General features: G+C 70.4%; 21 protein-coding genes. 7 read left to right on the top strand and 14 right to left on the bottom strand.

The window, feature by feature from the left end; translation table 11 throughout:
• Positions 1-2 precede the first annotated feature (2 nt).
• Together clpS and AC1RN0_RS10685 are read right to left on the bottom strand one after the other, a co-directional pair.
• A complete protein-coding gene (clpS, locus tag AC1RN0_RS10690; RefSeq protein WP_488901082.1) occupies positions 3-332 on the bottom strand; it encodes an ATP-dependent Clp protease adapter ClpS in 330 nt (109 codons plus the stop codon).
• A 243-nt stretch (positions 333-575) separates the two neighbouring features.
• Positions 576-1,841, bottom strand: coding sequence for a DNA polymerase IV (locus AC1RN0_RS10685; RefSeq protein WP_492787418.1), 1,266 nt, complete (start codon positions 1,839-1,841; stop codon positions 576-578).
• Positions 1,842-1,939: 98 nt separating this feature from the next.
• Between AC1RN0_RS10685 and AC1RN0_RS10680 the strand changes: the two genes are divergently transcribed.
• A complete protein-coding gene (locus AC1RN0_RS10680) occupies positions 1,940-3,109 on the top strand; it encodes an aromatic ring-hydroxylating oxygenase subunit alpha (RefSeq protein ID WP_492787417.1) in 1,170 nt (389 codons plus the stop codon).
• Here AC1RN0_RS10680 and AC1RN0_RS10675 read toward each other — a convergent pair.
• Together AC1RN0_RS10675 and AC1RN0_RS10670 are read right to left on the bottom strand one after the other, a co-directional pair.
• Entirely contained in the window at positions 3,106-4,011 is a 906-nt protein-coding gene (locus AC1RN0_RS10675; protein WP_492787416.1) for an ROK family protein, read from the bottom strand. The two genes, AC1RN0_RS10680 and AC1RN0_RS10675, sit on opposite strands and share 4 nt — an antisense overlap.
• Positions 4,008-4,646 carry a 5' nucleotidase, NT5C type gene (locus AC1RN0_RS10670; RefSeq protein WP_492787415.1) on the bottom strand — a complete coding sequence of 213 codons (639 nt, stop codon included), beginning with the start codon at positions 4,644-4,646 and terminating at the stop codon, positions 4,008-4,010. Before AC1RN0_RS10670 ends, AC1RN0_RS10675 begins: the two co-directional genes overlap by 4 nt.
• Before the next feature lie 132 nt (positions 4,647-4,778).
• Between AC1RN0_RS10670 and AC1RN0_RS10665 the strand changes: the two genes are divergently transcribed.
• The 3 genes from AC1RN0_RS10665 (at position 4,779) to AC1RN0_RS10655 (ending at position 7,042) form a co-directional block, all read left to right on the top strand.
• Entirely contained in the window at positions 4,779-5,144 is a 366-nt protein-coding gene (locus tag AC1RN0_RS10665; RefSeq protein WP_492787414.1) for a response regulator, read from the top strand.
• 11 nt (positions 5,145-5,155) lie between these two features.
• Positions 5,156-6,520, top strand: coding sequence for a PleD family two-component system response regulator (locus tag AC1RN0_RS10660; protein WP_492787413.1), 1,365 nt, complete (start codon positions 5,156-5,158; stop codon positions 6,518-6,520).
• 102 nt (positions 6,521-6,622) lie between these two features.
• Positions 6,623-7,042: a hypothetical protein gene (locus AC1RN0_RS10655; protein ID WP_492787412.1), complete on the top strand. Its 420-nt coding sequence runs from the start codon at positions 6,623-6,625 to the stop codon at positions 7,040-7,042.
• Positions 7,043-7,082: 40 nt separating this feature from the next.
• On the opposite strand, the gene rpmG is transcribed toward AC1RN0_RS10655, so the two are convergent.
• From rpmG to AC1RN0_RS10625, 6 genes are all read right to left on the bottom strand, one after another.
• On the bottom strand, positions 7,083-7,250 hold the full coding sequence (gene rpmG / locus AC1RN0_RS10650; RefSeq protein ID WP_488901074.1) for a 50S ribosomal protein L33: 168 nt from the start codon (positions 7,248-7,250) through the stop codon (positions 7,083-7,085).
• Positions 7,251-7,325: 75 nt separating this feature from the next.
• Positions 7,326-7,910, bottom strand: a complete 585-nt coding sequence (locus AC1RN0_RS10645) for an NUDIX hydrolase (protein ID WP_492787411.1) — start codon at positions 7,908-7,910, stop codon at positions 7,326-7,328.
• Positions 7,907-8,635 (bottom strand): NUDIX hydrolase, encoded by a 729-nt coding sequence (locus tag AC1RN0_RS10640; protein ID WP_492787410.1) that lies wholly within the window; start codon positions 8,633-8,635, stop codon positions 7,907-7,909. Before AC1RN0_RS10640 ends, AC1RN0_RS10645 begins: the two co-directional genes overlap by 4 nt.
• Before the next feature lie 47 nt (positions 8,636-8,682).
• Positions 8,683-9,693: a DUF4424 domain-containing protein gene (locus tag AC1RN0_RS10635; RefSeq protein WP_492787409.1), complete on the bottom strand. Its 1,011-nt coding sequence runs from the start codon at positions 9,691-9,693 to the stop codon at positions 8,683-8,685.
• Positions 9,694-9,774: 81 nt separating this feature from the next.
• Positions 9,775-10,167: a VOC family protein gene (locus AC1RN0_RS10630; protein ID WP_492787408.1), complete on the bottom strand. Its 393-nt coding sequence runs from the start codon at positions 10,165-10,167 to the stop codon at positions 9,775-9,777.
• Entirely contained in the window at positions 10,164-10,904 is a 741-nt protein-coding gene (locus tag AC1RN0_RS10625; protein WP_492787407.1) for an N-formylglutamate amidohydrolase, read from the bottom strand. Before AC1RN0_RS10625 ends, AC1RN0_RS10630 begins: the two co-directional genes overlap by 4 nt.
• Positions 10,905-10,976: 72 nt before the next feature.
• On the opposite strand from AC1RN0_RS10625, the gene AC1RN0_RS10620 reads away from it, so the two are divergent.
• Together AC1RN0_RS10620 and AC1RN0_RS10615 are read left to right on the top strand one after the other, a co-directional pair.
• A complete protein-coding gene (locus AC1RN0_RS10620) occupies positions 10,977-11,915 on the top strand; it encodes a transglutaminase family protein (protein WP_492787406.1) in 939 nt (312 codons plus the stop codon).
• 18 nt (positions 11,916-11,933) lie between these two features.
• Positions 11,934-12,740: a transglutaminase-like domain-containing protein gene (locus tag AC1RN0_RS10615; protein WP_492787405.1), complete on the top strand. Its 807-nt coding sequence runs from the start codon at positions 11,934-11,936 to the stop codon at positions 12,738-12,740.
• A gap of 3 nt (positions 12,741-12,743) precedes the next feature.
• On the opposite strand, the gene rnr is transcribed toward AC1RN0_RS10615, so the two are convergent.
• Complete coding sequence (gene rnr, locus AC1RN0_RS10610) at positions 12,744-15,059, bottom strand: ribonuclease R (RefSeq protein ID WP_492787404.1); 2,316 nt, start codon at positions 15,057-15,059, stop codon at positions 12,744-12,746.
• A gap of 165 nt (positions 15,060-15,224) precedes the next feature.
• Positions 15,225-17,894, bottom strand: coding sequence for a type I DNA topoisomerase (gene topA / locus AC1RN0_RS10605; protein WP_492787403.1), 2,670 nt, complete (start codon positions 17,892-17,894; stop codon positions 15,225-15,227).
• 253 nt (positions 17,895-18,147) lie between these two features.
• Here topA and AC1RN0_RS10600 point away from each other — a divergent pair, with 253 nt between their 5' ends.
• On the top strand, positions 18,148-19,068 hold the full coding sequence (locus AC1RN0_RS10600) for a hypothetical protein (protein WP_492787402.1): 921 nt from the start codon (positions 18,148-18,150) through the stop codon (positions 19,066-19,068).
• Here AC1RN0_RS10600 and dprA read toward each other — a convergent pair.
• Both dprA and plsY read right to left on the bottom strand, forming a co-directional pair.
• On the bottom strand, positions 19,065-20,144 hold the full coding sequence (gene dprA, locus AC1RN0_RS10595) for a DNA-processing protein DprA (RefSeq protein ID WP_492787401.1): 1,080 nt from the start codon (positions 20,142-20,144) through the stop codon (positions 19,065-19,067). The two genes, AC1RN0_RS10600 and dprA, sit on opposite strands and share 4 nt — an antisense overlap.
• Positions 20,141-20,791, bottom strand: a complete 651-nt coding sequence (gene plsY / locus AC1RN0_RS10590) for a glycerol-3-phosphate 1-O-acyltransferase PlsY (RefSeq protein ID WP_492787400.1) — start codon at positions 20,789-20,791, stop codon at positions 20,141-20,143. The genes dprA and plsY overlap by 4 nt, the downstream gene beginning before the upstream one ends.
• Positions 20,792-20,852: the final 61 nt, after the last annotated feature.

Below are 20,852 nucleotides of genomic sequence, written 5' to 3'. Positions count from 1 at the left end.
CCTCAATCCTTTTCCATGGTGCACTGCAACGGATGCTGATGCCGGCGGGCGGAGTCGATCACCTGGGCCACCTTGGTCTCGGCCACTTCGTAGGTGTAGACGCCGCAGACGCCGACGCCGTTCTGGTGCACGTGAAGCATGATGCGGGTCGCATCTTCGCGCGATTTGTTGAAAAAGCGCTCAATCACGTAAACGACGAACTCCATCGGAGTGTAATCGTCATTGAGAATAAGCACGCGATATAGCGACGGCTTCGCCGTTTTCGGCTTCGTCTGTGTGACGACCGCCGATCCCGTGCCGTTCGATCCAGCGCCTGACTTCTTCTCCGCCATTCGTCGTCCATCCAGGGCGGTCCAACGATCGGACCGCCTCATGCCTCGATTAGATATGGAAACATCGTCGCTTTGGAAGGGCTGACGAGCCCCGGCGCGTCGGTTTGGCGCGGTCGTGATCAGGTTTCCCGCTCTGGGCGAGCTTTGCGGAGGTGTTCTCTCCCGCTTCGCGGGGCCCGTCTGGCGTGCGGCCGCTCTTCGCACCCGCAAAAAGGTCTGAGTCGCGGGCGGGCGAGTCGCCGGTCAGTCGCGCTCCTCGCGACCGAGGGCACGGCCGGTGACCACCGCGCCCTTGCCGAACTTCGCGCGCAGCGCGTCGACCGCGGTTTCGCTCCTGAGGTTGCGGGTCTCGGTCTCGGCGAAGAAGTCGCCTTCTGCCGCCCCGGCCTCGATGAAGTCCGACAGGCCCGCGCCGATCAGGCGGTAGGAGCGGCCGGCCGGCTCGGCCGCCAGAAGTTCCCGCGCCACGGCGAACAGCGTCCGGGCGGTCTGGGTCGGGACGGGCAGGGTGCGTCGCCGCGTGATGATCCTGAAGTCCGGCGTGCGCAGCTTGAGGCTGGCGACCCGCCCGGCGATGCCCTCGGCCCGCAGCTGTCGCGCGACCTTCTCGCACAGGGGCCACAGCCGGTCCTCGAGGTCGCCGGTCGCGCTGAGGTCGGTGTTGAAGGTGGTCTCGGCGCTGATCGTCTTGCGGCTCTGGTCGGGATTGACGACCCGCGCGTCCTGGCCGTGCGCCAGCCTGTGCAGATGCAGGCCGTGCTGGCCGAAGCGGTCCGCCAGCGCCTTCAGGTCGGCGGCGGCGATGTCGCCGATGGTGCGGAAGCCGGCCTTTTCGAGCGAGTCGGCCATCACCGGCCCGACGCCCGGCAGGATGCGCACCGGCCGGGGCGCGAGGAAGGCCTGGGATTCGGCGCCGCCGATCACCGAGAAGCCGCGGGGCTTGTCGATCTCCGAGGCGATCTTGGCCATGAACTTGTTGGCCGCCAGGCCGATCGAGACGGTCAGGCCGATCTCGGCCTCGATCTCCGCCTGCAGCCGGGCCAGCATCATCGCCGGCGGCGCCCCGTGCAGCCGCTGGGTGCCCGACAGGTCGATCCAGGCCTCGTCCAGCGACAACGGCTGCACCAGCGGCGTCAGGGCCCGCACCTTGTCGAAGATGCGTTTGCTCTCGGCGCGGTACTTGGCGAACTCCGGCGGCAGGATCACCGCCTGCGGGCACAGGGCCCTCGCCTTGAACATCGGCATGGCCGAGCGCACGCCGCTCATCCGGGCGATGTAGCAGCAGGTTGTGACCACGCCGCGCACCCCGCCGCCGACGATCAGCGGCACGTCGCGCAGCTCCGGCCGGTCGCGCTTCTCCACCGAGGCGTAGAAGGCGTCGCAGTCGAGATGCGCCATCGACAGGCTCGACAACTCGGCATGCGCCAGCATCCGCGGCGAGCCGCAGGCCGGGCAGCGGCGCGGCGCGCCGTCCCCGGTCCAGAAGCAGTCGCGGCAGAGAGCGGTCATGGCGTCAGCATACACAAGGCTCCCCGCCTCGGGGTGTCAGGATGTCTTGACCTCGCGCGGGCGGCGGAGTGACTAGGCCTGCAGAGGCGAGGGCAGACATGAGCGCGATCCGGCCAGCGGCGAACCACCCCGAGGCGGCGGACGACCACACCGGCCTGCCGGGCTGGATCTACAGCGACCCCGACTTCTTCGAGGCGGAGAAGCGCGCGGTGTTTCGCCAGAGCTGGCAGATCGTCTGCCACCTGTCGGACATCCCGGAGTCCGGCGATTTCCACACCCTGGAGTTCCTCGGCGAGAGCGTCGTCGTGGTGCGCGGCGACGACCAGAAGGTTCGCGCCTTCCACAACGTCTGCCGCCACCGGGCCTCGCGCGTGGTCGACGGGCCGGCCGGCAACTGCGGCCTGCGCATGACCTGCCCGTATCACGCCTGGAGCTACGACCTGAAAGGCCGGCTGGCCGGGGTGCCGCACGTGAAGGCCTTCGAGGGCTTCGACCAGGCGGCGCACAACCTTGTGCCGGTCGAGATCGAAATCTGCCTCGGCTTCGTGTTCATCCGGCTGGAGGGTGGCCTGCCGTCGGTGCGGGAAATGCTGGGCCCCTACTACGCCGAGATGGAGCCCTACCGCATGGAGGAGCTCCAGCCGCTCGGCCGGGTCACGCTGCGCGAGCGCGAGGTGAACTGGAAGAACGTCTCGGACAACTATTCGGACAGCCTCCACATCACCGTCGCCCATCCGGGCCTGACGCGGCTGTTCGGCGCCGGCTACGGCCTCGAGGCCGGAGACTGGTGCGACAAGATGTGGGGCGGTCTGCGCGACACGCCGTCCGACAACTGGTCGGAGCGGCGCTACCAGGCCTTCCTGCCGGTGGTCGAGCACCTGCCACCCGAGCGGCGCCGGCTGTGGACCTATTTCAAGCTCTGGCCCAACTGCGCCTTCGACATCTATCCCGACCAGATCGACTTCATGCAGTTCCTGCCGGTGTCTCCGACGAAGACGGTGCTGCGCGAGATCGCCTACATCCTGCCCGACGACCGCCGCGAGATGCGCGCGACCCGCTACCTGAACTGGCGGGTGAACCGGCAGGTCAACATCGAGGACAAGGCGCTGATCGAGCGCGTCCAGGCCGGCATGAGTTCGTCCAGCTACGGCATGGGCCCGCTGAGCGTGAACGAGGTGGCGCTGAAGAGCTTCACCCGCCGGATGCGCGACCTGATCCCGCAGAGCCGCGAGGCGACCGCGCCGCCGCCGGGATGGGGGCGGGGCTAGGCCTCCAGCGGCCACAGCCACGCCGCGCCCCGCACGCCGGACGAATCCCCGTGCATCGCCCTGCGGATCGGCGTCTCGAAGCTGTCCGAGAAGATGTAGTGGGCCACCACCGGCGACAGCCGGTCGTAGAGCTCGTCGACATTGGACATGCCGCCGCCCAGCACGATGACGTCCGGGTCGAGCAGGGTGCACAGCGAGGCCAGCGCCCGGCCCAGCCGGCTGATGTAGCGGTCCAGCGCCGCCTCGGCGGCGGCCTCGCCCTTGCGGGCGGCGACGACGATGGTCGCGCCGTCGCGCTTGAGCCCGGTCGCCCGCTCGTAGTCCTCGACGAAGGCCGAACCGGAGGTCCAGGTCTCGAGGCAGTCGACACGGCCGCACCAGCAGCGGTGGGCCTGGAATTCGTCGGGCGCGGGCCAGGGCAGGGGCGTGTGGCCCCATTCGCCGCCCACGCCGTTGCGGCCCTCGACCGTGCGGCCGTCGACGACGATGCCGCCGCCGCAGCCGGTGCCGAGGATCGCCCCGAACACCACCCGCGCGCCGGCCGCCGCGCCGTCGGTCGCTTCGGACAGGGCGAAGCAGTTGGCGTCATTCTCCATCCGTACGGGCCGGCCCAGCACGCGCGCGAGGTCCTCGTGCATCGGCCGGCCGTTCATCCAGACGGAGTTGGCGTTGCGCATCAGCCCGGTCTTCGTCGAGATCGAGCCGGGCATGCCGATGCCGACCCGGCCGACCGTCTGGCCCGCCTGCCGCTCGGCCTCGGCGACGAGGTCCTCCACCACCTGCAGGAAGGCGTCGTAGTCGCCCGGATTGGCCTGGCGCACGCGCGCCACGAAGGCCCCGCCGGCGTCCAGCGCCGCCGCCTCGATCTTGGTGCCGCCGATGTCGACGCCGATGCGGATCACGCGATCACCGCCGCCAGCGCCGGCCCGAGCGTCGCCCAGTCCTCGTGCAGGTCATGCTTGTCCGGGATCGTCGGCGCATAGGGCCGCAGGCGTTGGTCGGCGATGATCTGGAAGGTCGCCACGGCCGGGGCCGACTGGGCCGACGAGTCGAGATTGGGCAGCAGGTCGTCGATGAAGGCCGCCGGGCCGCTGGTGCGGGCGGCCATGCCGGCGATGGTCGGCCCCTTGAGGCCGGAATGGAGAATCATCGGGTAGTCGAATCCGTGTTTCGACAGCCAGCCGGTGCGTGATTCGAGCGCATGGGCCGGGGCGTTGGTCAGAATCACCACGCCGGCCCGCTGCGACAATGTGGCCAGCGCCTCGGCCGCGCCCTCCACCGGATCGAGATCGTCGGCTCCGTGATGGAAGAAGTCGTCGAACAGCTTCTTGCCGGTCTCGAGGTCGATGTGCTCGGTCTCGCCGGGCCGGTAAAGGTTCTGGAACAAGGCGAAACGGTCGATCCGCATCTCGTAGCCGTAGCGGCCGACATAGCGTTCGAACCCGGCCATGAAGTGGGCCAGCACCTCGTCGACGTCGACGATCAGCAGCGGCGCGGCGGGGCGGGTGACCAGATCTTCTAGGGCGACAGGCTGCAAGGCGGTCTCGTGGTCGGCTCGGGGGGTTAGCTCGGGTTTAAGGATATTCGCCGATTACTGGCAGGAACACGACAGCGGCGAGTCACCTGATCGCCCGCCACGTCGAAACAGGTTGAGGGTACGGGTCGCCGAATGGCCAAGAAGGTCCTCATTGTCGAGGATAACGAGCTCAACATGAAGCTCTTCCACGACCTGCTCGATGCGCAGGGCTACGAGACGTTGCAGACCCGCGAGGGTCTCTCCGCCCTGGCCCTGGCGCGCGAGCATCGTCCCGACCTCATTCTGATGGATATCCAGCTGCCGGAGATCTCCGGCCTGGAGGTCACCAAGTGGCTGAAGGAAGACGACGAGCTGAACCACATCCCGGTGGTGGCCGTTACCGCCTTCGCCATGAAGGGCGACGAGGAACGCATCCGCGAGGGCGGCTGCGAGGCCTACATTTCCAAGCCGATCTCGGTCGTGCACTTCCTCGACACGATCAAGCGGCTGCTGGGCTAGGGAGACGGGACATGAGCGCGCGGATCCTGGTCGTCGACGACATCGAAGCCAACGTGAAGCTGCTCGAGGCCAAGCTGGCCGCCGAGTACTATGACGTGCTCACCGCCAACGACGGCCCCACGGCCCTGGCGATCGCGGCGGCGGAAAGCCCCGACATCATCCTGCTCGACGTCATGATGCCCGGCATGGACGGCTTCGCCGTCTGCCGCCGGCTGAAGGACGATCCCGCCACGCGTCACATCCCGGTGGTGCTGGTCACCGCGCTCGACGGCCGGTCCGACCGCATCGAGGGGCTTGAAGCGGGGGCCGACGAATTCCTGACCAAGCCGATCGACGACGTCATGCTGTTCGCCCGCGTGCGCAGCCTGACCCGCCTGAAGCAGGTGATGGACGAGCTGCGCGCCCGCGAGGCGTCCGGACGGCGCATCGGCGTGATCGCCGGCGCCGCCGCGCGCCTGGGCGGCACGGGCGGCCGGGTGCTGATCGTCGACGACAACGAGCGGCAGGCCCAGCGTCTGATGGCCGAGCTGGCCATCGAGCACCGACCGGTGTTCGAGACCGATCCGGAGAAGGCGCACCTGACGGCGCGCGGTCCGGTCGACCTGATCATCGTCAACGCCACGGCCCGCGCCTTTGACGGCCTGCGCTTCGCCGCCACCATCCGCTCGGACGAGGCGACCCGGCACCTGCCGATCCTGGCCATCGTCGACGCCGACGAACGCCACCGGCTGGTCAAGGCGCTGGAGATCGGCGTCAACGACCTGCTGACCAAGCCGCTCGACCCGCAGGAGATGTCGGCCCGCGCGCGGACCCAGATCCGCCGCAAGCGCTACACCGACTTCCTGCGCGACAATCTCGACCATTCGCTGGAACTGGCCGTCACCGACCAGCTGACCGGCCTGCACAACCGCCGCTACATGGAAGGGCAGCTGGGCGCCCTGGTGAAGCGGGCGGCGCACGGCGGCGATCCGGTCTCGGCGCTGATGATCGACATCGACCACTTCAAGAAGATCAACGACGCCTTCGGCCACGACATCGGCGACGAGGTGCTGCGCGAGTTCGCCGTGCGCCTGGCGTCCAATGTCCGGGCCATCGATCTGCCCTGCCGCTACGGCGGGGAGGAATTCACGGTGATCATGCCCGGCGCGCGGCTCGAGGACGCCCAGCGCGTCGCCGAGCGCATCCGGTTGCACGTGGCGGGTTCGCCCTTCCGCGTCGCCGGGGGCCGCGAGCTGCTGACCGTGACCATCTCGGTCGGCGTCGCCACCACCCTGGGCGAATCGGACACGCCGGACGCCCTGCTGAAGCGGGCGGACGAGGCGGTCTACGAGGCCAAGGCGGCCGGCCGGAATCGCGTCATCTCCCGCGCGGCCTGATTTCCACAGAAATCGTCGTCTCGATACCCGATTTGGGCAAACTTCCGTCTGGAACCCGACGGACCGTCTGCTATGCGTGGTTGTGTCGGGGGAGTGGTCTCAATGGTTTGGCGGCGTCTGTCGGTGCCTATTGCCGGCCTTCTTGGCCCGCTGGTTATCGCCGCTGTCGTGCTGCGAAACTGGCACGGCTGGGCCGCCGCCCCGTTCTGGCTGGACGACATCGTCGCCGGGCTGCTGCTGATCGCGGCGGCCATCTTCGCCCATAGCGAACAGGACAGCCTGCGCGGCCGTCTTCTGACCGGTGCGCTCGGCGTCGCGGCGGCCGTGCTCTGGGGATCGCTGTTCGAGACCCAGGCCGGCCTTCATCCCCGTCCGGAGGACTGGAGCGCCCTGCCCGGCGTCGCCCTGATCCTGACCGTCATCGCCTTCCTGATGGCCCTGACCGGCGTCGCCGTCAGCCTGCCCAGCAAGCGCCGGCCGTTCGTCGGCACAAGGCCCGAAAAGCAGAAAACCCGGCGCTGAGGCCGGGTTTCCCTAAATCCTGCAAGGCCTGGAAGGGCTCTTACTTGATCTTGCCTTCCTTGAACTCGACGTGCTTGCGCACGACCGGGTCGTACTTCTTCAGCACGAGCTTTTCGGTCATGGTGCGGGCGTTCTTCTTGGCGACGTAGAAGAAGCCGGTGTCCGCCGAGGAGTTCAGGCGGATCTTGATGGAAGCCGGTTTGGCCATCGTGGGAATCCTTGGGTAGCCGCGAGGGCCGAAACTGAGAGGCGCGGAACATACTCATCATCCGCGCGAAGTCAATCACGGCAGGGGCCGCACCCGCGTGGTTCCGGCGCGATAGGTCATCATGAACGGCGCGCCCTGTCTCTGAAGCACCCGCAGGACCTCTTCGGTGATGTCGAACAGGGGCAGGCGCAGGGCGTCATCAAGGCTCCGCCAGGCCAGGTCGGCCAGTTCGCTGCTGTCGGCGGCCTCGCCCGAGGCGATGTCTGCGTCGGCGGCGAAGAACCGGGCGTGGAAGCGCACGGGGCTGATGGTCGGGGTGATGGCCCGGGCCGCGAGGGTCAGGGGCGCATGGTCGTTGGCCAGTGTCAGGCCGGTCTCTTCCTCGGTTTCGCGGATCGCGGCGCTGGCCAGGGCCGCGGCCAGCCGGGCGTCCGCGCCGGTGCGCCGCACGCAGTCGGCGGCCAGCGGCGCGAGCACCGGGCGGGCGAAGTCGGCCGCGTCCAGCCGGCCGCCGGGAAACACGAACACATCGGGGGCGAAGCGCGACCTGGCCGGCCGCCGGCCCATCAGCACCTGCGGTCCGGCGGCGGTCTTGCGCAGCAGGATCAGGCTGGCGGCGTGGCGCGGCCGGACCGGTCGGGCGGGGCTGTCGGCGGTCACAGATGCTCCAGCCGCCGCGCGCCGTTGAGGAAGCGCATGAAGGGGACCGGCCGCGCGCCGTGCTGCAGCCGCTCGGCCACCTCGGAGACGACGAAGCGGGTGATGTTGGGCAGGTCGAGGGCGAGGGCCTCGTCAAGGTCGACCCACGCGATCTCGTCCAGTTCGCCGCAGTCGGGCCGCCGGTCGAGGCTCAGCAGCGACTCGGCCTCGGCCATGAAGAAACGGGCGTCGAAGCGGCGCGGCCGGTAGGGCGGGGTGATGGCGCGGGCGACGAAGTCCAGCGCCGCCAGATCGGGCAGGGCGCCGATCTCGAGGAACTCGCGCCAGCCGCCGACGCCGGGGCGGGGCGGGGCCTCCCTGGCCAGCAGCAGGCCGGCCTCCTCGAAGGTCTCGCGGATCGCCGCCATGGCCAGGGCTCTGGGCAGCAGCGGGCTGGCGTGACGGGCCGTCAGGGCCAGCCGCGCGGCCACGTCGTGCCGAAGGTCGTTGGCCGCCGGCGCCGTGAAGTCGCCCCGGTCGATCCGGCCGCCGGGGAACACCCACTTGTCGGGCATGAAGGCGTGGCCGCGGTTGCGCCGGCCCATCAGCAGCCGCGGCTTCCTCGCGTCGCGCCGGACGATGATCAGGGTGGCGGCGTGGCGCGGCTTGACCAGCTTGTGGCCGCCTTCGCGCATGGCGCCGTCGGAGCGGGGATCGTAGTCGGGGTCGAGAACCTGTCCTGTCATCGCGTCAGGATAGGCCGCTCAACTACGCTGGGAAGTATGACCTAGCGTCACTCCGCCGGCGGGAGCGGCTTCAGGATCAGGATCGACAGGTCCCGGTCCGGCCGCCAGTTGGTCTTGCGCACCTCGAACCGCGTGGGGCTGATCTTCTTCACGCCGCTGGCGCAGAAGCTGACCAGGTTTTCCGGCGCGCCCTTGTCGATCACCAGATGGAAGTCGCCGATCGGCTTGGCCCAGTTGCCGGCCGTGCGCAGGATGTAGGCGATCCAGGTCTCCGTGAACGGCGCATAGTCTCTCGCCCCCTTTGCCCTGGCCACCGCGGCCATGAACGAGGCGTCGATGCAGTAGCGCGCCCGCTGCGCCGCGCCCTCGGCGTCGGACAGGTACCCGGGGGAGCCGACCATGGTGCCGACCGTACCGCCGACGGCGGGCCTGTAGCTGTGCTCGACCACGACCTCCGCGCCCGGGGCGAAGGTCTGTTCCCAGTGGAAGGTGGTCTTGAGAATCCAGGCCGGGTTCAGGTGCGTCTCCCAGCCCCTGCCGGCGTCGTACTCGTCGGGAACAGCCAGCCCGAGGGCCACGGCCTCGTCCCGGGCCGCCTTGGGCAGGGCGTCGAGCCGGGCGATCACTCCGTCCAGCTGCAGGGCCAGCGGCACGCCGTGGGCCTTCAGCCAGGCCGTCTGGTCGACGCCCCTGGCGAAGGCGCGCTGCTCGACCGCCATGGCGACGGGCCTGCCGTCCACCGTGGTCCTGAAGTCGAGGATGTTGGCCGGATCCTCCCGATTGGGGATGGCGGTGTCGTGGAAGCCGAAGTCCTCGCCGCCGATGTCGGGCATCGGGAAGGCAACCCGGGTGGTCACCGGCGCGGCCGAGGTGTTGACGAACACGTAGCGGACCCTGACCGCCTGTTCGGAGATGAACAGGTCCTCCGTGCGCATCTCTATGGCGGCGGTCTTTGTCAGCACCAGACCGCCCGCGGCCAGTTCCGCCGTCGAGTCATTGGCCAGCGCGGGCGCGGCCAGCAAGGCCGCCAGCACGGCGGCGAGAACGGTCTTCTTCATGGCGTCAGCCTCCCGGGGAGGAAAGGCTAGCACGGGGTGAGCGGCAGTGTACCGGCGCCTCGCCCGACGCGGGCGGCGCGGCTACCTCGAGCGGGCCTTCGCCGTTTCCGCGCCGAGATAGTTGAGCTCGATGGCGATGCCGTTCGGGTCCTGCAGGAACAGCTGCCGGATCGGGGCGTCCGGCACGCCGATCTCGCGGAACGGCACGCCGAGCGCCGTCAGCCGGGCCTTCGCCGCGTCCAGGTCGCCGATGGCGAAAGCCACGTGGTTGAGCGTCGCCTGGTCGGAGCCGACGCCCGGCGTCGGCCGGCTCATCAGATGCACCACGGGCTTGTCGCCGCTGTAGAGCCAGTGGCCGTCGAACGGGAAGGCTGGCCGCCAGCGCTCGGTCAGGCCCAGCACGTCGCGCCAGAAGTCGCGCGTCTCGGTCAGCCGGTCGGTGGCGATGTTGATGTGGTCCAGGTCGAGGATCATCGCGCGCGCTCCGTTGCGGCCATGGCGGCCAGCGCCTCCGGAAGCAGGCCGGCCAGAAGGGCGGCGGCCTCCGCCTGGCCGTCCGCTCCGGCGATCAGGTCCTGGCGGACTTCCAGTTCGAGGTAGTCGAGGCCGTTCCCGTCGGCATGGCGGGGGATGGTGTTGTCGCGGCCGTCCATCGCATAGGGCTGGTTGTCGCCGACCCTGTCGGCGAACCGCGATCGAAGCGCCGCCAGCACAGCCTCCGAGAAGGGCGAGTCGTGCCGGTGCAGAACCCCGTACAGCCACGGCCGGTCGAAGCCGGCCATGTTCGGCGTGAAGCTGTGCAGCGACACGAGCACCGTCGGCCGGCCGCGCGCCAGACGGTCGGCGATGCCGTCGGCGATCGCCGTCTGATAGGGCTGATGGATCTCGGCCAGCCGCCGGGCCCGGTCGGCCTCCGTCAGGCCGACATTGGCCGGAATCGTCGTCCCGTCGCTGACCGCCGGGGCCAGGTCCGGCGCGTCCGGCTTGCGGTTGCAGTCGATCACCAGCCGCGAATAGGTCTGGCGGATGAAGCAGGCGTCGAGCGCCGCCGCCAGCCGCTCGCCGGTCGCGGCGATGCCGATGTCCCAGGCGATGTGGCGGTCCATCTCCGCCGCCGGCACGCCCAGATCGCCGAGCGCCCGGGGGATCGCCCGGCCCGCGTGATCGCCCAGAAGCAGAAAGGGCGAGCGACCGTCCCGGTTTGTGATCACAAGGGGCGGCAAATCGTCCGGACCGAGCAATCGGTTCGACCGGGCCGGTGAATCGGCGCAACGCTGGTCCAAATGCCGATCCTCACGATCCGTCATCTTACCCGCTACCGTTACCGCAATCCGGTGGCTCTGGGCGAGCATCGCATGATGTTCCGGCCCCGCGAGAGTCATGACCAGCGGTTGCTGTCGCACGAGCTGACGATTTCCCCGACGCCGGCGCGGCATCACACGGTGCAGGACGTGTTCGGCAACTGCGTCGGCGTGGCCGGGTTCACCGGCCGGACCACCGAGCTGACCTTCGAAAGCCGCGTCCGGCTGGAGCACACGCCGCTGCCGGCGTTCGCCGATCCGGACGGCGAGATCGAGGTCTATACGGGGGCCATGCCGTTCGCCTACAGCCCGGACGACCTGCCGGACCTGCTGTCGTCGCTCGACCGCCAGCACGCCGATCCGCAGGGGCTGGTCGACGCCTGGGCGCGCCGCTTCGTGCGCCCGGTCGGCAAGACCCGTCTGCAGACCCTGCTCAGCGAGATGACCCAGGCCATCTACGCCGACTTCCGCTACAACACCCGTCTCGTCGGGGGCGCGCAGACGCCGGTCGAGACCCTGACCCTGGGCACGGGCAGCTGTCGCGACTTCGCGGTGCTGATGATCGACGCGGTGCGCAGCCTCGGCCTCGCGGCGCGGTTCGTCTCGGGCTACATCTACAGCCCGCACTACAATCCCGACGCGCCGGGGCGTGTCGGCGGCGGCCACACCCACGCCTGGGTGCGCGTCTATCTGCCGGCCTGCGGCTGGGTCGAGTTCGATCCGACCAACGGCATTGTCGGCAACGCCGATCTGGTGCGGGTGGCCATCGCCCGCGATCCCCGTCAGGCCGTGCCGCTGCACGGCGCCTGGTCAGGGCTGGCCTCGGACTACCTGGGCATGGACGTCGAGGTCGACGTGAGGTCCGATTTCGACATCGCCGGGCAACTTTCGCCGTCGTGGTCCGTTGGCATGGCCAGTTAGTCAAAGAGCAGAACATCCATGCGCATCAAGGCGGGCTTTGAGGTCATCTACGACTGCCCCGAGCCGGTCCCGATGCTGCTGACCCTCAGCGTTCACCCTTCGCGGCGGGACGATCTGGAGACGGCCGACTGGCTGCGCACGGACCCCGTCGTCGAGGTGCGCCAGTACCTCGACGGCTTCGGCAACATCGTCAGCCGTATCCTGGCCCCGGCGGGCCGCATCACCCTGTCGGGCGACTACATCATCCGCGACACCGGCAAGGTCGATGACTACGCCCCGGACGCCATCCAGATCGCCGCCCACAACCTGCCCGACGAGACGCTCGTCTACCTGCTCGGCAGCCGCTACTGCGAAACCGACCGGCTGAGCGACCTGGCCTGGTCGCTGTTCGGCCATACGCCGCTCGGCTGGGCGCGGGTCCAGGCGATCTGCGACTACGTGCACAACCACATCCGCTTCGACTACCAGCAGGCCCGCCCCACCAAGGGCGCCTACGAGGCCTGGGAAGAGGGGCAGGGCGTCTGCCGCGACTACGCCCACCTGGCCATCGCCTTCTGCCGCTGCATGAACATCCCGGCCCGCTACTGCACCGGCTACATGCCCGACATCGGCGTGCCGGAGGTCGGCGTGATGGACTTCGCGGCCTGGATGGAAGTCTGGCTGGGCGACCGCTGGTACACCTTCGATGCGCGCAACAACATTCCGCGCATCGGCCGCATCCTCATCGCCCGCGGCCGCGACGCCACCGACGTCGCCATCGCCAACACCTTCGGCCGGGCCGACCTGGCCGGCTTTACTGTGCGGGCGAAGCAGATCGTCGAGTAGGGGCTACCGCCGCTTGCCCTTGCGCACGCCCTTGGGCGTGCCGCCGCGCTTGGGGCCGCCCCGGCCCGGATCCATCCTTCGGCGGACGCCCAGCCGCACGCGCGGGGCGTTCGGGTCGGCCGGCATCGGCTCGGACAGCATCTCGAACAGCAGGCCGCCGGTGACCGGGGTGGCCTCGCGCAGGCGCACCTCGACGGGCATGCCCAGCGGCCAGCGGGCGCCGGTGCGTTCGCCGACCAGCGAGTGGGTGCGGTCGTCGTGGACGAAGAACTCGCTGCCCAGCGACGAGACCGGAACCAGGCCGTCGGCGCCGGTGTCGGTCAGGCGGATGAACAGGCCGAACCGCGTGACGCCGGTGATCCGGCCGTGGAAGTCGGCCCCCACCTGGTCGGCCAGGAAGGCGGCGACGTAGCGGTCGTTGGCGTCGCGCTCGGCGGCCATGGCGCGGCGTTCGGCGAAGGTGATCCGCTCGGCGGTGTCCTTCATCTGCTTGACGTCCTGGTCGGTCAGGCCGTCGGTTCCCAGTCCCAGGGCGCGGATCAGGCCGCGGTGCACGACCAGGTCGGCGTAGCGGCGGATCGGGCTGGTGAAGTGGGCGTAGCGCTGCAGGTTCAGGCCGAAGTGACCGATGTTGTCGGGGTTGTACTGGGCCTGCATCTGGGTGCGCAGGACCACCTCGTTGACGATGTCGGCGTGCGGCCCCTCGTGGGTCTCGGCCAGCAGCTTGTTGAACCGGTCGGTGCGCGGCGCCTCGCCCTTGGCCCAGGGGATTTCCAGCGTCTGCAGGAAGTCCGTCAGCGCCATCATCTTCTCGGGGGAGGGCGTGTCGTGGATGCGGTAGATCAGCGGGGTCTTCTTCTGCTCCAGGGTCTCGGCGGCGCTGACGTTGGCCTGGATCATCATCTCCTCGATCAGCCGGTGCGCCTCCAGCGAGGCGCGCTTGGTGATCGAGGCGACGTTGCCCTCGGGCGAGATGATGATGCGGCGCTCGTCGCTCTCGATGGCGAGCGGCGAGCGGCTGTTCCGGCCCTTGAGCATCACGTGGTAGGCGGTCCACAGCGGCTTGAGGATGCCCTCGAGGATCGGGCCGGTCTTGTCGTCGGGATGGCCGTCGATGGCCATCTGGGCCTGCTCGTAGCTGAGCTTGGCCGCCGACCGCATCAGGCCGCGCACGAAGCGGTGGCTGATCTTGCGGCCGTCCTTGTTGAACACCATCCGCACGGCCAGGGTCGCGCGGTTCTCGCCCTCGCGCAGGGAGCAGAGGCCGTTGCTCAGCACCTCCGGCAGCATCGGCTCGACCCGGTCGGGGAAGTAGACGCTGTTGGACTTGTCGCGGGCGACGATGTCGAGCGCGGTGCCCGGGCGGACGTAGGCGGCGACATCGGCGATGGCCACCCAGACGATCCAGCCGCCGGGGTTGCCGGGCGCGGGGTCGGGGTGGGCCAGGACGGCGTCGTCATGGTCGCGCGCGTCGGCCGGGTCGATGGTGATGAACGGCAGGTCGCGCAGGTCCTCGCGACCCTTGAGCGTCGGCGGCTCGGCGGCTTCGGCCTCGGCTTCGGCCTCGGGCGAAAAGCCGGTCGGGATGCCGTGGCTGTGGATGGCGATGAGCGAGGCGGCCCGGGGTTCGTCCTCGCGGCCGACCACCTCCAGCAGCTTGCCGTGCTTGGGCCCGTAGCGCTGGGTCTGGGCGCCGACGGTGGCCAGCACCAGGTCGCCGTCCTTGAGCTTCTCACCGTCGGCGTACGACAGCACCAGGCTGTCCTTGGACTTGCGGTCGACCGGCTCGACGCGGACCTCGCGGTTCGACTTGCGGATCACGCCCAGGATGCGGTGCGCGCTCTGGCCGAGCTTCTTGATCAGCCGGGCCTCGAACTCGCCGGTCTCGAGCCGGTCGAAATGGACCAGCACGCGGTCGCCCATGCCGGGCGCGCCGGCGACGGCCTCGCCCCTGGCCGGGGCCAGCCGGGCCAGCGGCGCGTCCTCGCCGGCCTTGACCAGCCGGACATAGAGTTCGCCGTCGGCGTCGCGCTCGACCACGTCGGCCACGCCGACCGGGGGCAGGGCGCCGGCCTCGGCGAAGCCCTTGCGGCCGCGCTTGCCCAGCGCGCCCTCGTCCTCGAGCTTGCGCAGCATGTCGCGCAGCGCGCGCCGGCCCTCGCCCTTCAGCCCGAAAGCCCGGGCGATGTCGCCCTTGTCCTGCTCACCGGCGGTGCGCAGGTAGGCGATCAGCGTCTCGCGATCCGGCAGGCCGGGCGGCGGGCGGGCGGTCTTCACAGGCTTGGTCGCCGGTTTCGGCGGACGGGGAGGCTTGGCCATGTGCTGGGATAACGCGCGAGCGTGTCGAGTGTAAGCCCAAGATCCTCCCCTGCCGGGGGAGGTGGCGCTGCGCAGCAGCGACGGAGGGGGCCGTTCCTCGTCGCGCTGGCCCCCCTCAGTCCGCTTCGCGGACAGCTCCCCCGAGGGGGGAGCATCCAGATCGCGCTACTCGGCCGCGGCCTTGGCCTTGCCCGCCGGCTTCTTCTTCGCCGGCGCCTTCTTCTTGGCCTTCACGGTGTTGGCCGTCAGGGCGTCGGGCTTCTTCGGCGCGGCCGCCTTCTTCGCGGCGGCCTTCTTGACCGGCTTCTTGCCGCCGCCCTTGGCGACGCGTTCGGCCAGCAGGGCCACGGCCTCTTCCAGCGTGATCTCGGTCGGCTCCTTGCCGCGCGGGACGTTGGCGTTGGTCGCGCCGTGCTTGATGTAGGGGCCGAAGCGACCGGACAGGATCTTGATCGCCTGGCCGTCCTCGGGGTGGGCGCCCAGCTCCTTCAGGGCCGCGGCCGTGGCCCGGCCGCCCTTGCCGCCGGCCCGCTTCTCGGCGAGCACGGTGACAGCGCGGTTGAGGCCCACGTCGAACACCTCGTCGGCGCTCTCCAGGTTGGCGTAGGTGCCGTCGTGCAGCACGAACGGGCCGTAGCGACCGATGCCGGCGACGATGACCTTGCCGTCCTCGGGGTGCATCCCGACCTCGCGCGGCAGCTCCAGCAGGCGCAGGGCCTTGTCGATGTCGATCGAGGCCGGCGGCCAGCCCTTGGGCAGGCTGGAGCGCTTGGGCTTCTCGCCCTCCGGCGGCGTCTCCTCGACATAATGGCCGAAGCGGCCGTTCTTCAGCCAGACGGTCTGGCCGTTCCTCGGGTTGATACCCAGTTCGCGATCGCCCTCGGCGGCCTCGCCTTCGCCGTCAGGCTGGGCGATCGGCCGGGTGAAGCGGCATTCGGGATAGTTGGAGCAGCCGATGAAGGCGCCGAACTTGCCGGTCTTCAGGCTCAGCTGGCCCACGCCGCAGGTCGGGCACAGGCGCGGATCGGAGCCGTCGGCCTTGGCCGGGAAGATGTGCGGGCCGAGCGCCTCGTTGAGGGCGTCCAGCACGTTGGTGACGCGCAGTTCGGCGATCTCGCCCACGGCGGCGTGGAAGTCCTTCCAGAAGTCCCGCAGGAATTCCTTCCAGTCCAGCTTGCCGTCGGAGACCAGGTCGAGCTTCTCCTCCAGCGCGGCGGTGAAGTCGTACTCGACGTAGCGCAGGAAGAACTGCTCGAGGAAGGCCGTGACCAGCCGGCCCTTGTCCTCGGGAATGAAGCGGTTCTTGTCCATCCGCACATAGGCGCGGTCGCGCAGCACGGTCAGCACCGAGGCGTAGGTCGAGGGGCGGCCGATGCCGAGCTCTTCCATCCGCTTGACGAGGCTGGCTTCGGAGAAGCGCGGGGGCGGCTCGGTGAAGTGCTGGTCGGCGCGGGCGGCGATCACCCGCGCGTCGGCGCCCTCGTTGATCACCGGCAGCTTGCCGGCGAAGTCGGCGTCCTCGCCGGCGGCGGCCTTGTCCTGCTCCGGATCGTCGCGGCCTTCCTCGTAGACGGCGAGGTAGCCGGGGAACTGGATCACCTGGCCGGTGGCGCGCAGGCCGGTCTTGCCGTCGCTGCCTTCCAGCTCGACGGCGGTGCGCTCGATGCGGGCGGCCTCCATCTGCGAGGCGATCATCCGCTTCCAGATCAGCTCGTAGAGCCGGCCCATGTCGCTTTCGAGCTTCAGCTTGCCGGGGTTGCGCTCCAGCGAGGTCGGCCGGATCGCTTCGTGCGCTTCCTGGGTGTTCTTGGCCTTGGTCTTGTAGAGGCGGGCGGTCTCGGGGACGTAGTCCTTGCCGTACAGTCCGGCGATGACCCTGCGCGCCTCGTCGAGCGCCTCGGGCGCCGACTGCACGCCGTCGGTCCGCATGTAGGTGATCAGACCGACGGTCTCGCCGCCGATGTCGACGCCTTCATACAGCTTCTGCGCCGCCTGCATGGTCCGCTGGGCCGAGAAGCCGAGCTTGCGCGAGGCTTCCTGCTGCAGGGTCGAGGTGGTGAAGGGCGGCGGCGGCGTGCGCCGGGCCGGCTTCTTCTCGACAGAGGCGACCTTGAAGCTGCAGGCCTGCACGGCGGCCCGCGCGGCCGTGGCCGAGGCCTCGGTATTGAGGTCGAACTTGGTGAGCTTCCTGCCGTCGTGCTTGACCAGGCGGGCGAGGAAGGGCTCGGCGCCGGCCGAGACGTCCGCCTCGACGGTCCAGTATTCCTGGGTCCGGAAGCGCTCGATCTCCAGCTCGCGGTCGACGATCAGGCGCAGGGCCACCGACTGCACGCGGCCGGCCGAGCGCGAGCCCGGCAGCTTGCGCCACAGCACGGGCGAGAGGGTAAAGCCGACCAGGTAGTCGAGGGCGCGGCGCGCCAGGTAGGCCTCGACCAGCTCCATGTCGATCTGGCGCGGGTGGGCGATGGCGTCGAGGACGGCGGTCTTGGTGATGGCGTTGAAGGTCGCGCGCTGGACGCTGACGCCCTTCAGCGCCTTCTTCTTCTGCAGCACCTCCAGCAGGTGCCAGCTGATCGCTTCCCCTTCGCGGTCGGGGTCGGTCGCGAGATAGAGGGTGTCGGCGCCCTTCAGGGCGTCGGCGATGTCGTTCAGGCGCTTGGCGGACTTGGCGTCCACCTCCCAGCTCATCGAGAAATCGTCATCCGGCTTGACCGAGCCATCCTTGGACGGGAGGTCGCGGACGTGCCCGTAGGACGCCAGAACCTTGTAGTCCGAGCCCAGGTACTTGTTGATGGTCTTGGCCTTGGCCGGGCTCTCGACGACGACGACGTGCATGCGGTCTCGATGACAATGGAGGGAAAGATCGCCCTTCGAGCGAGCGCGGAAAGTGGGGGCGGGGCACGGCCAATGTCAACGCGGGGCGTGGAAGTCAAAGGATTCCGTCATGCGAATGACCGTCCCTGAGGCCTCCGTGTCATAGAACCGGCCAAGTCGGGGCCTATCGAGGCGGCGCTCGCGGGCGTTCGCGTCGAGCCCCGGAGCGTGTAATCAGGGGCGATTGACTCGCCCGAACCGTGCGGACCAGAGCATGAAGCCACCTTCCGACAACAAGGGCGCGGCCAACCCCTACGCCCGTCGAACGCCGTGGGGCCGCGTCCAGGCCCAGCCGTTCAAGGTCGGGGTGGGACCCGGGGCCGCGCCGATCTCCGGCAAGCCGCCCACGCCGAAGCCGCCGCCCATGCGCCAGCCGCGCGGCGGCGACCTGCCGGGCCCGGGGGAGGGCATCCTCGGCGGCTCGCCCCTGATGCCGGCCCGCGCCGCCGGCCCTGTCTCGCCGCTGATCCAGCCGCCAGAGGCCAAGGCGACGCCCGTGCGATCGACCAGGCCCGCGCCGACGCCGACCTCCGCGCCCGCGCCGGCCGTGGTTCCCGCCGCCGCGCCGGTCGCATCCGCGGCGCCGGCGGCCAGATCCGCCCCCGCCCAGCCGCCGCCGCCGCCGATCGACGCCGCCGAGATCATCGAGCGACTGGCGGCGATCGAAGCCGAACCCCGCCCGCCGCAGGGCCGCCGCCTGCTGATCGGAGGCGTGGCCCTCGGCGTCATCGCCCTGATCGGCGTGGCGGCCCTGTTGCTGTCGCGGCGCGACCAGCCGGATGAGGCCACGCCGGAAGCGGCCGCCGCCGCCGCGCCGGCCGCGCCGTCGGCGGAGACGGCCCCGGCCCCGGCGCCGACGTCACTGACGCCGGCGCTGCCCACCGCCCCGATCTACCGCGCCACGCCGCCGGCAGGCGCGCCGGGTCTGCAGCCGGCCCCGGCGATCGCCTCGCCGCCGCCGCAAGCAACCGGGCCTGTCCCGACGATTGCGCCGCCGGTGCTGGCCGAGCCCACGCCAGTGGTGATCCCGCCCGTGGTCGAAGCCCCGGCGCCGAAGCCCGCGCCGCCGCCGGCCCCGCCGCGCGCGGCCCCCGATCCCGACGCGCCGATGGTCCTGCGCCGGGGCGAAGACTAGCCGGAACTGACGGTCCCGCCGGGGCCGAATTCGGCCAGGCCGGCCAGCGACAGCTCGACCACGGCAGCGAACACCGCCGGGGCCGGGCCGCCGGCGGCGCGGACAAGGTCATCGAGCGTCACCGGCGTCGGCGACAACAGCGCCGCCACCCGCTCGCGCAGGTCGTCGGGCGGGGGCTGCGCCGGCCCGGCCCAGGGCGGCCGCTCCCGTTCGCGCAGGCCGCCCAGCCCCTCCAGCGCCCGCAGCACGTCCTCGGCCCCCTCGCAGACGGTCGCGCCCTGGCGCAGCAGATCGTTGGTCCCGCGCGCCCGGGGATCGAGCGGCGAGCCGGGCACGGCCAGCACCTCGCGGCCCTGTTCGGCGGCCAGCCGGGCGGTGATCAGCGAGCCGGACTTCAGTTCGGCCTCGACGACCACCACGGCCAGCGACAGGCCGCTGATCAGCCGGTTGCGACGGGGGAAATCGCGAGCCTGGGCCCGGTGGTCGGGCGGACTCTCGGAGACGATCGCGCCCTGCGCCGCCAGCCGCGCGTGAAGGTCCGCGTGCTCGGGGGGATAGATGTCGCCGACGCCGCCGCCGAGCACGGCCACCGTGCCGGTAGGCAGCGCCCCGTCATGGGCCGCGCCGTCGATGCCGCGCGCCATGCCCGAGACGATGACCTTTCCGGCCTGTCCAAGATCGGCGGCGAGGGTGCGGGCGAAGCGCTGTCCGGCGGCGGAGGCGACGCGCGCGCCGACGATGGCCACGGCGGGGGCCGTCAGCAGTTCCGCCCGGCCGAGCACCCAGATCAGCGGCGGCGGCGGGTCGAGCGCGGCCAGCAGGGGCGGGAAGGCGGGGTCGGCGCCGCAGATCAGCCGCGCGCCGAGCCGGGCCCCGGCCTCAAGCTCGCGCTCGGCCTCGGCTTTGGAAGGAATGTCGACGGGGCGCCGGGCGAGGCCGGGCAGGGCGTCGATCGCCGCCGCGGCCGAGCCGCAGCGCTGCAGCAGATGTTCGAAGGCCACCGGTCCGACGTTCGGGGTTCTGGCCAGACGCAGCCAGTCGACCCGTTCGGCGTCGGACGGCGGCCCGGCCGTCACGCGCCCGGGGTCGGAGGTGACGCCTCCGCCTTCTTGGCGCCGATCTTCGGCTCCTCGCCCTTGAGCAGGCGACGGATGTTCTCATGGTGCCGGATGAAGATCAGCACGGCCATGAAGGCCGCCAGCAGGATCATCGGCCGGGGCGCGTCGGTGGAGAAGGCGAACACGGGCGCCAGCGCGGCGGCCGTCAGCGCCGCGAGCGACGAGATCCGGAAAAGCGCCGCCATGGCGATCCAGGTCAGGGCGGCCAGACCGCCGACCGGGAAGGCCGCCGCCAGCAGCACGCCGTAGAAGGTCGCCACCCCCTTGCCGCCGTTGAACTTCAGCCAGACCGGGAACAGATGGCCGACGAAGGCGCTGCCGCCGGCCAGCGCCACGGCCGCCGCGTTGCCGTGGGTCAGCAGATGGGCCAGCAGCACCGCCACCGCGCCCTTGCCGGCGTCGCCGATCAGGGTGATCGCCGCCAGGTCCTTGCGGCCCGAGCGCAGCACGTTGGTCGCGCCGATGTTGCCCGACCCGATCTTGCGGATATCGCCCGCGCCGCCGAGCCGCGTGGCGATCAGGCCGAACGGGATCGAGCCGAGCAGATACCCGCCCACGACGATCAGACCGAGTGTCAGCCAGACAGCGCTCGCCAGAGATTCCATGGTCGCCCCTTTTACCCGGTTAGGTTGTTCTTGTCTTGTGCCACGACGCTAGCCCGCGTCG

The sequence above is a fragment of the Caulobacter sp. GW821-FHT12F03 genome, from assembly GCF_058806855.1.
This window is presented reverse-complemented; position numbering and strand designations above follow the sequence as displayed.

Excerpts from the sequence above, each read along its gene's own strand:
- AC1RN0_RS10660 (WP_492787413.1), top strand. The coding sequence starts at position 5,156 with ATGAGCGCGCGGATCCTGGTCGTCGACGACATCGAAGCCAACGTGAAG.
- rpmG (WP_488901074.1), bottom strand. The coding sequence starts at position 7,250 with ATGGCCAAACCGGCTTCCATCAAGATCCGCCTGAACTCCTCGGCGGAC.
- AC1RN0_RS10615 (WP_492787405.1), top strand. The coding sequence starts at position 11,934 with ATGCGCATCAAGGCGGGCTTTGAGGTCATCTACGACTGCCCCGAGCCG.
- AC1RN0_RS10655 (WP_492787412.1), top strand. The coding sequence starts at position 6,623 with ATGGTTTGGCGGCGTCTGTCGGTGCCTATTGCCGGCCTTCTTGGCCCG.
- AC1RN0_RS10680 (WP_492787417.1), top strand. The coding sequence starts at position 1,940 with ATGAGCGCGATCCGGCCAGCGGCGAACCACCCCGAGGCGGCGGACGAC.
- AC1RN0_RS10630 (WP_492787408.1), bottom strand. The coding sequence starts at position 10,167 with ATGATCCTCGACCTGGACCACATCAACATCGCCACCGACCGGCTGACC.
- AC1RN0_RS10635 (WP_492787409.1), bottom strand. The coding sequence starts at position 9,693 with ATGAAGAAGACCGTTCTCGCCGCCGTGCTGGCGGCCTTGCTGGCCGCG.
- rnr (WP_492787404.1), bottom strand. The coding sequence starts at position 15,059 with ATGGCCAAGCCTCCCCGTCCGCCGAAACCGGCGACCAAGCCTGTGAAG.
- clpS (WP_488901082.1), bottom strand. The coding sequence starts at position 332 with ATGGCGGAGAAGAAGTCAGGCGCTGGATCGAACGGCACGGGATCGGCG.
- plsY (WP_492787400.1), bottom strand. The coding sequence starts at position 20,791 with ATGGAATCTCTGGCGAGCGCTGTCTGGCTGACACTCGGTCTGATCGTC.
- AC1RN0_RS10600 (WP_492787402.1), top strand. The coding sequence starts at position 18,148 with ATGAAGCCACCTTCCGACAACAAGGGCGCGGCCAACCCCTACGCCCGT.
- AC1RN0_RS10620 (WP_492787406.1), top strand. The coding sequence starts at position 10,977 with ATGCCGATCCTCACGATCCGTCATCTTACCCGCTACCGTTACCGCAAT.
- AC1RN0_RS10665 (WP_492787414.1), top strand. The coding sequence starts at position 4,779 with ATGGCCAAGAAGGTCCTCATTGTCGAGGATAACGAGCTCAACATGAAG.
- AC1RN0_RS10685 (WP_492787418.1), bottom strand. The coding sequence starts at position 1,841 with ATGACCGCTCTCTGCCGCGACTGCTTCTGGACCGGGGACGGCGCGCCG.
- AC1RN0_RS10640 (WP_492787410.1), bottom strand. The coding sequence starts at position 8,635 with ATGACAGGACAGGTTCTCGACCCCGACTACGATCCCCGCTCCGACGGC.
- topA (WP_492787403.1), bottom strand. The coding sequence starts at position 17,894 with ATGCACGTCGTCGTCGTCGAGAGCCCGGCCAAGGCCAAGACCATCAAC.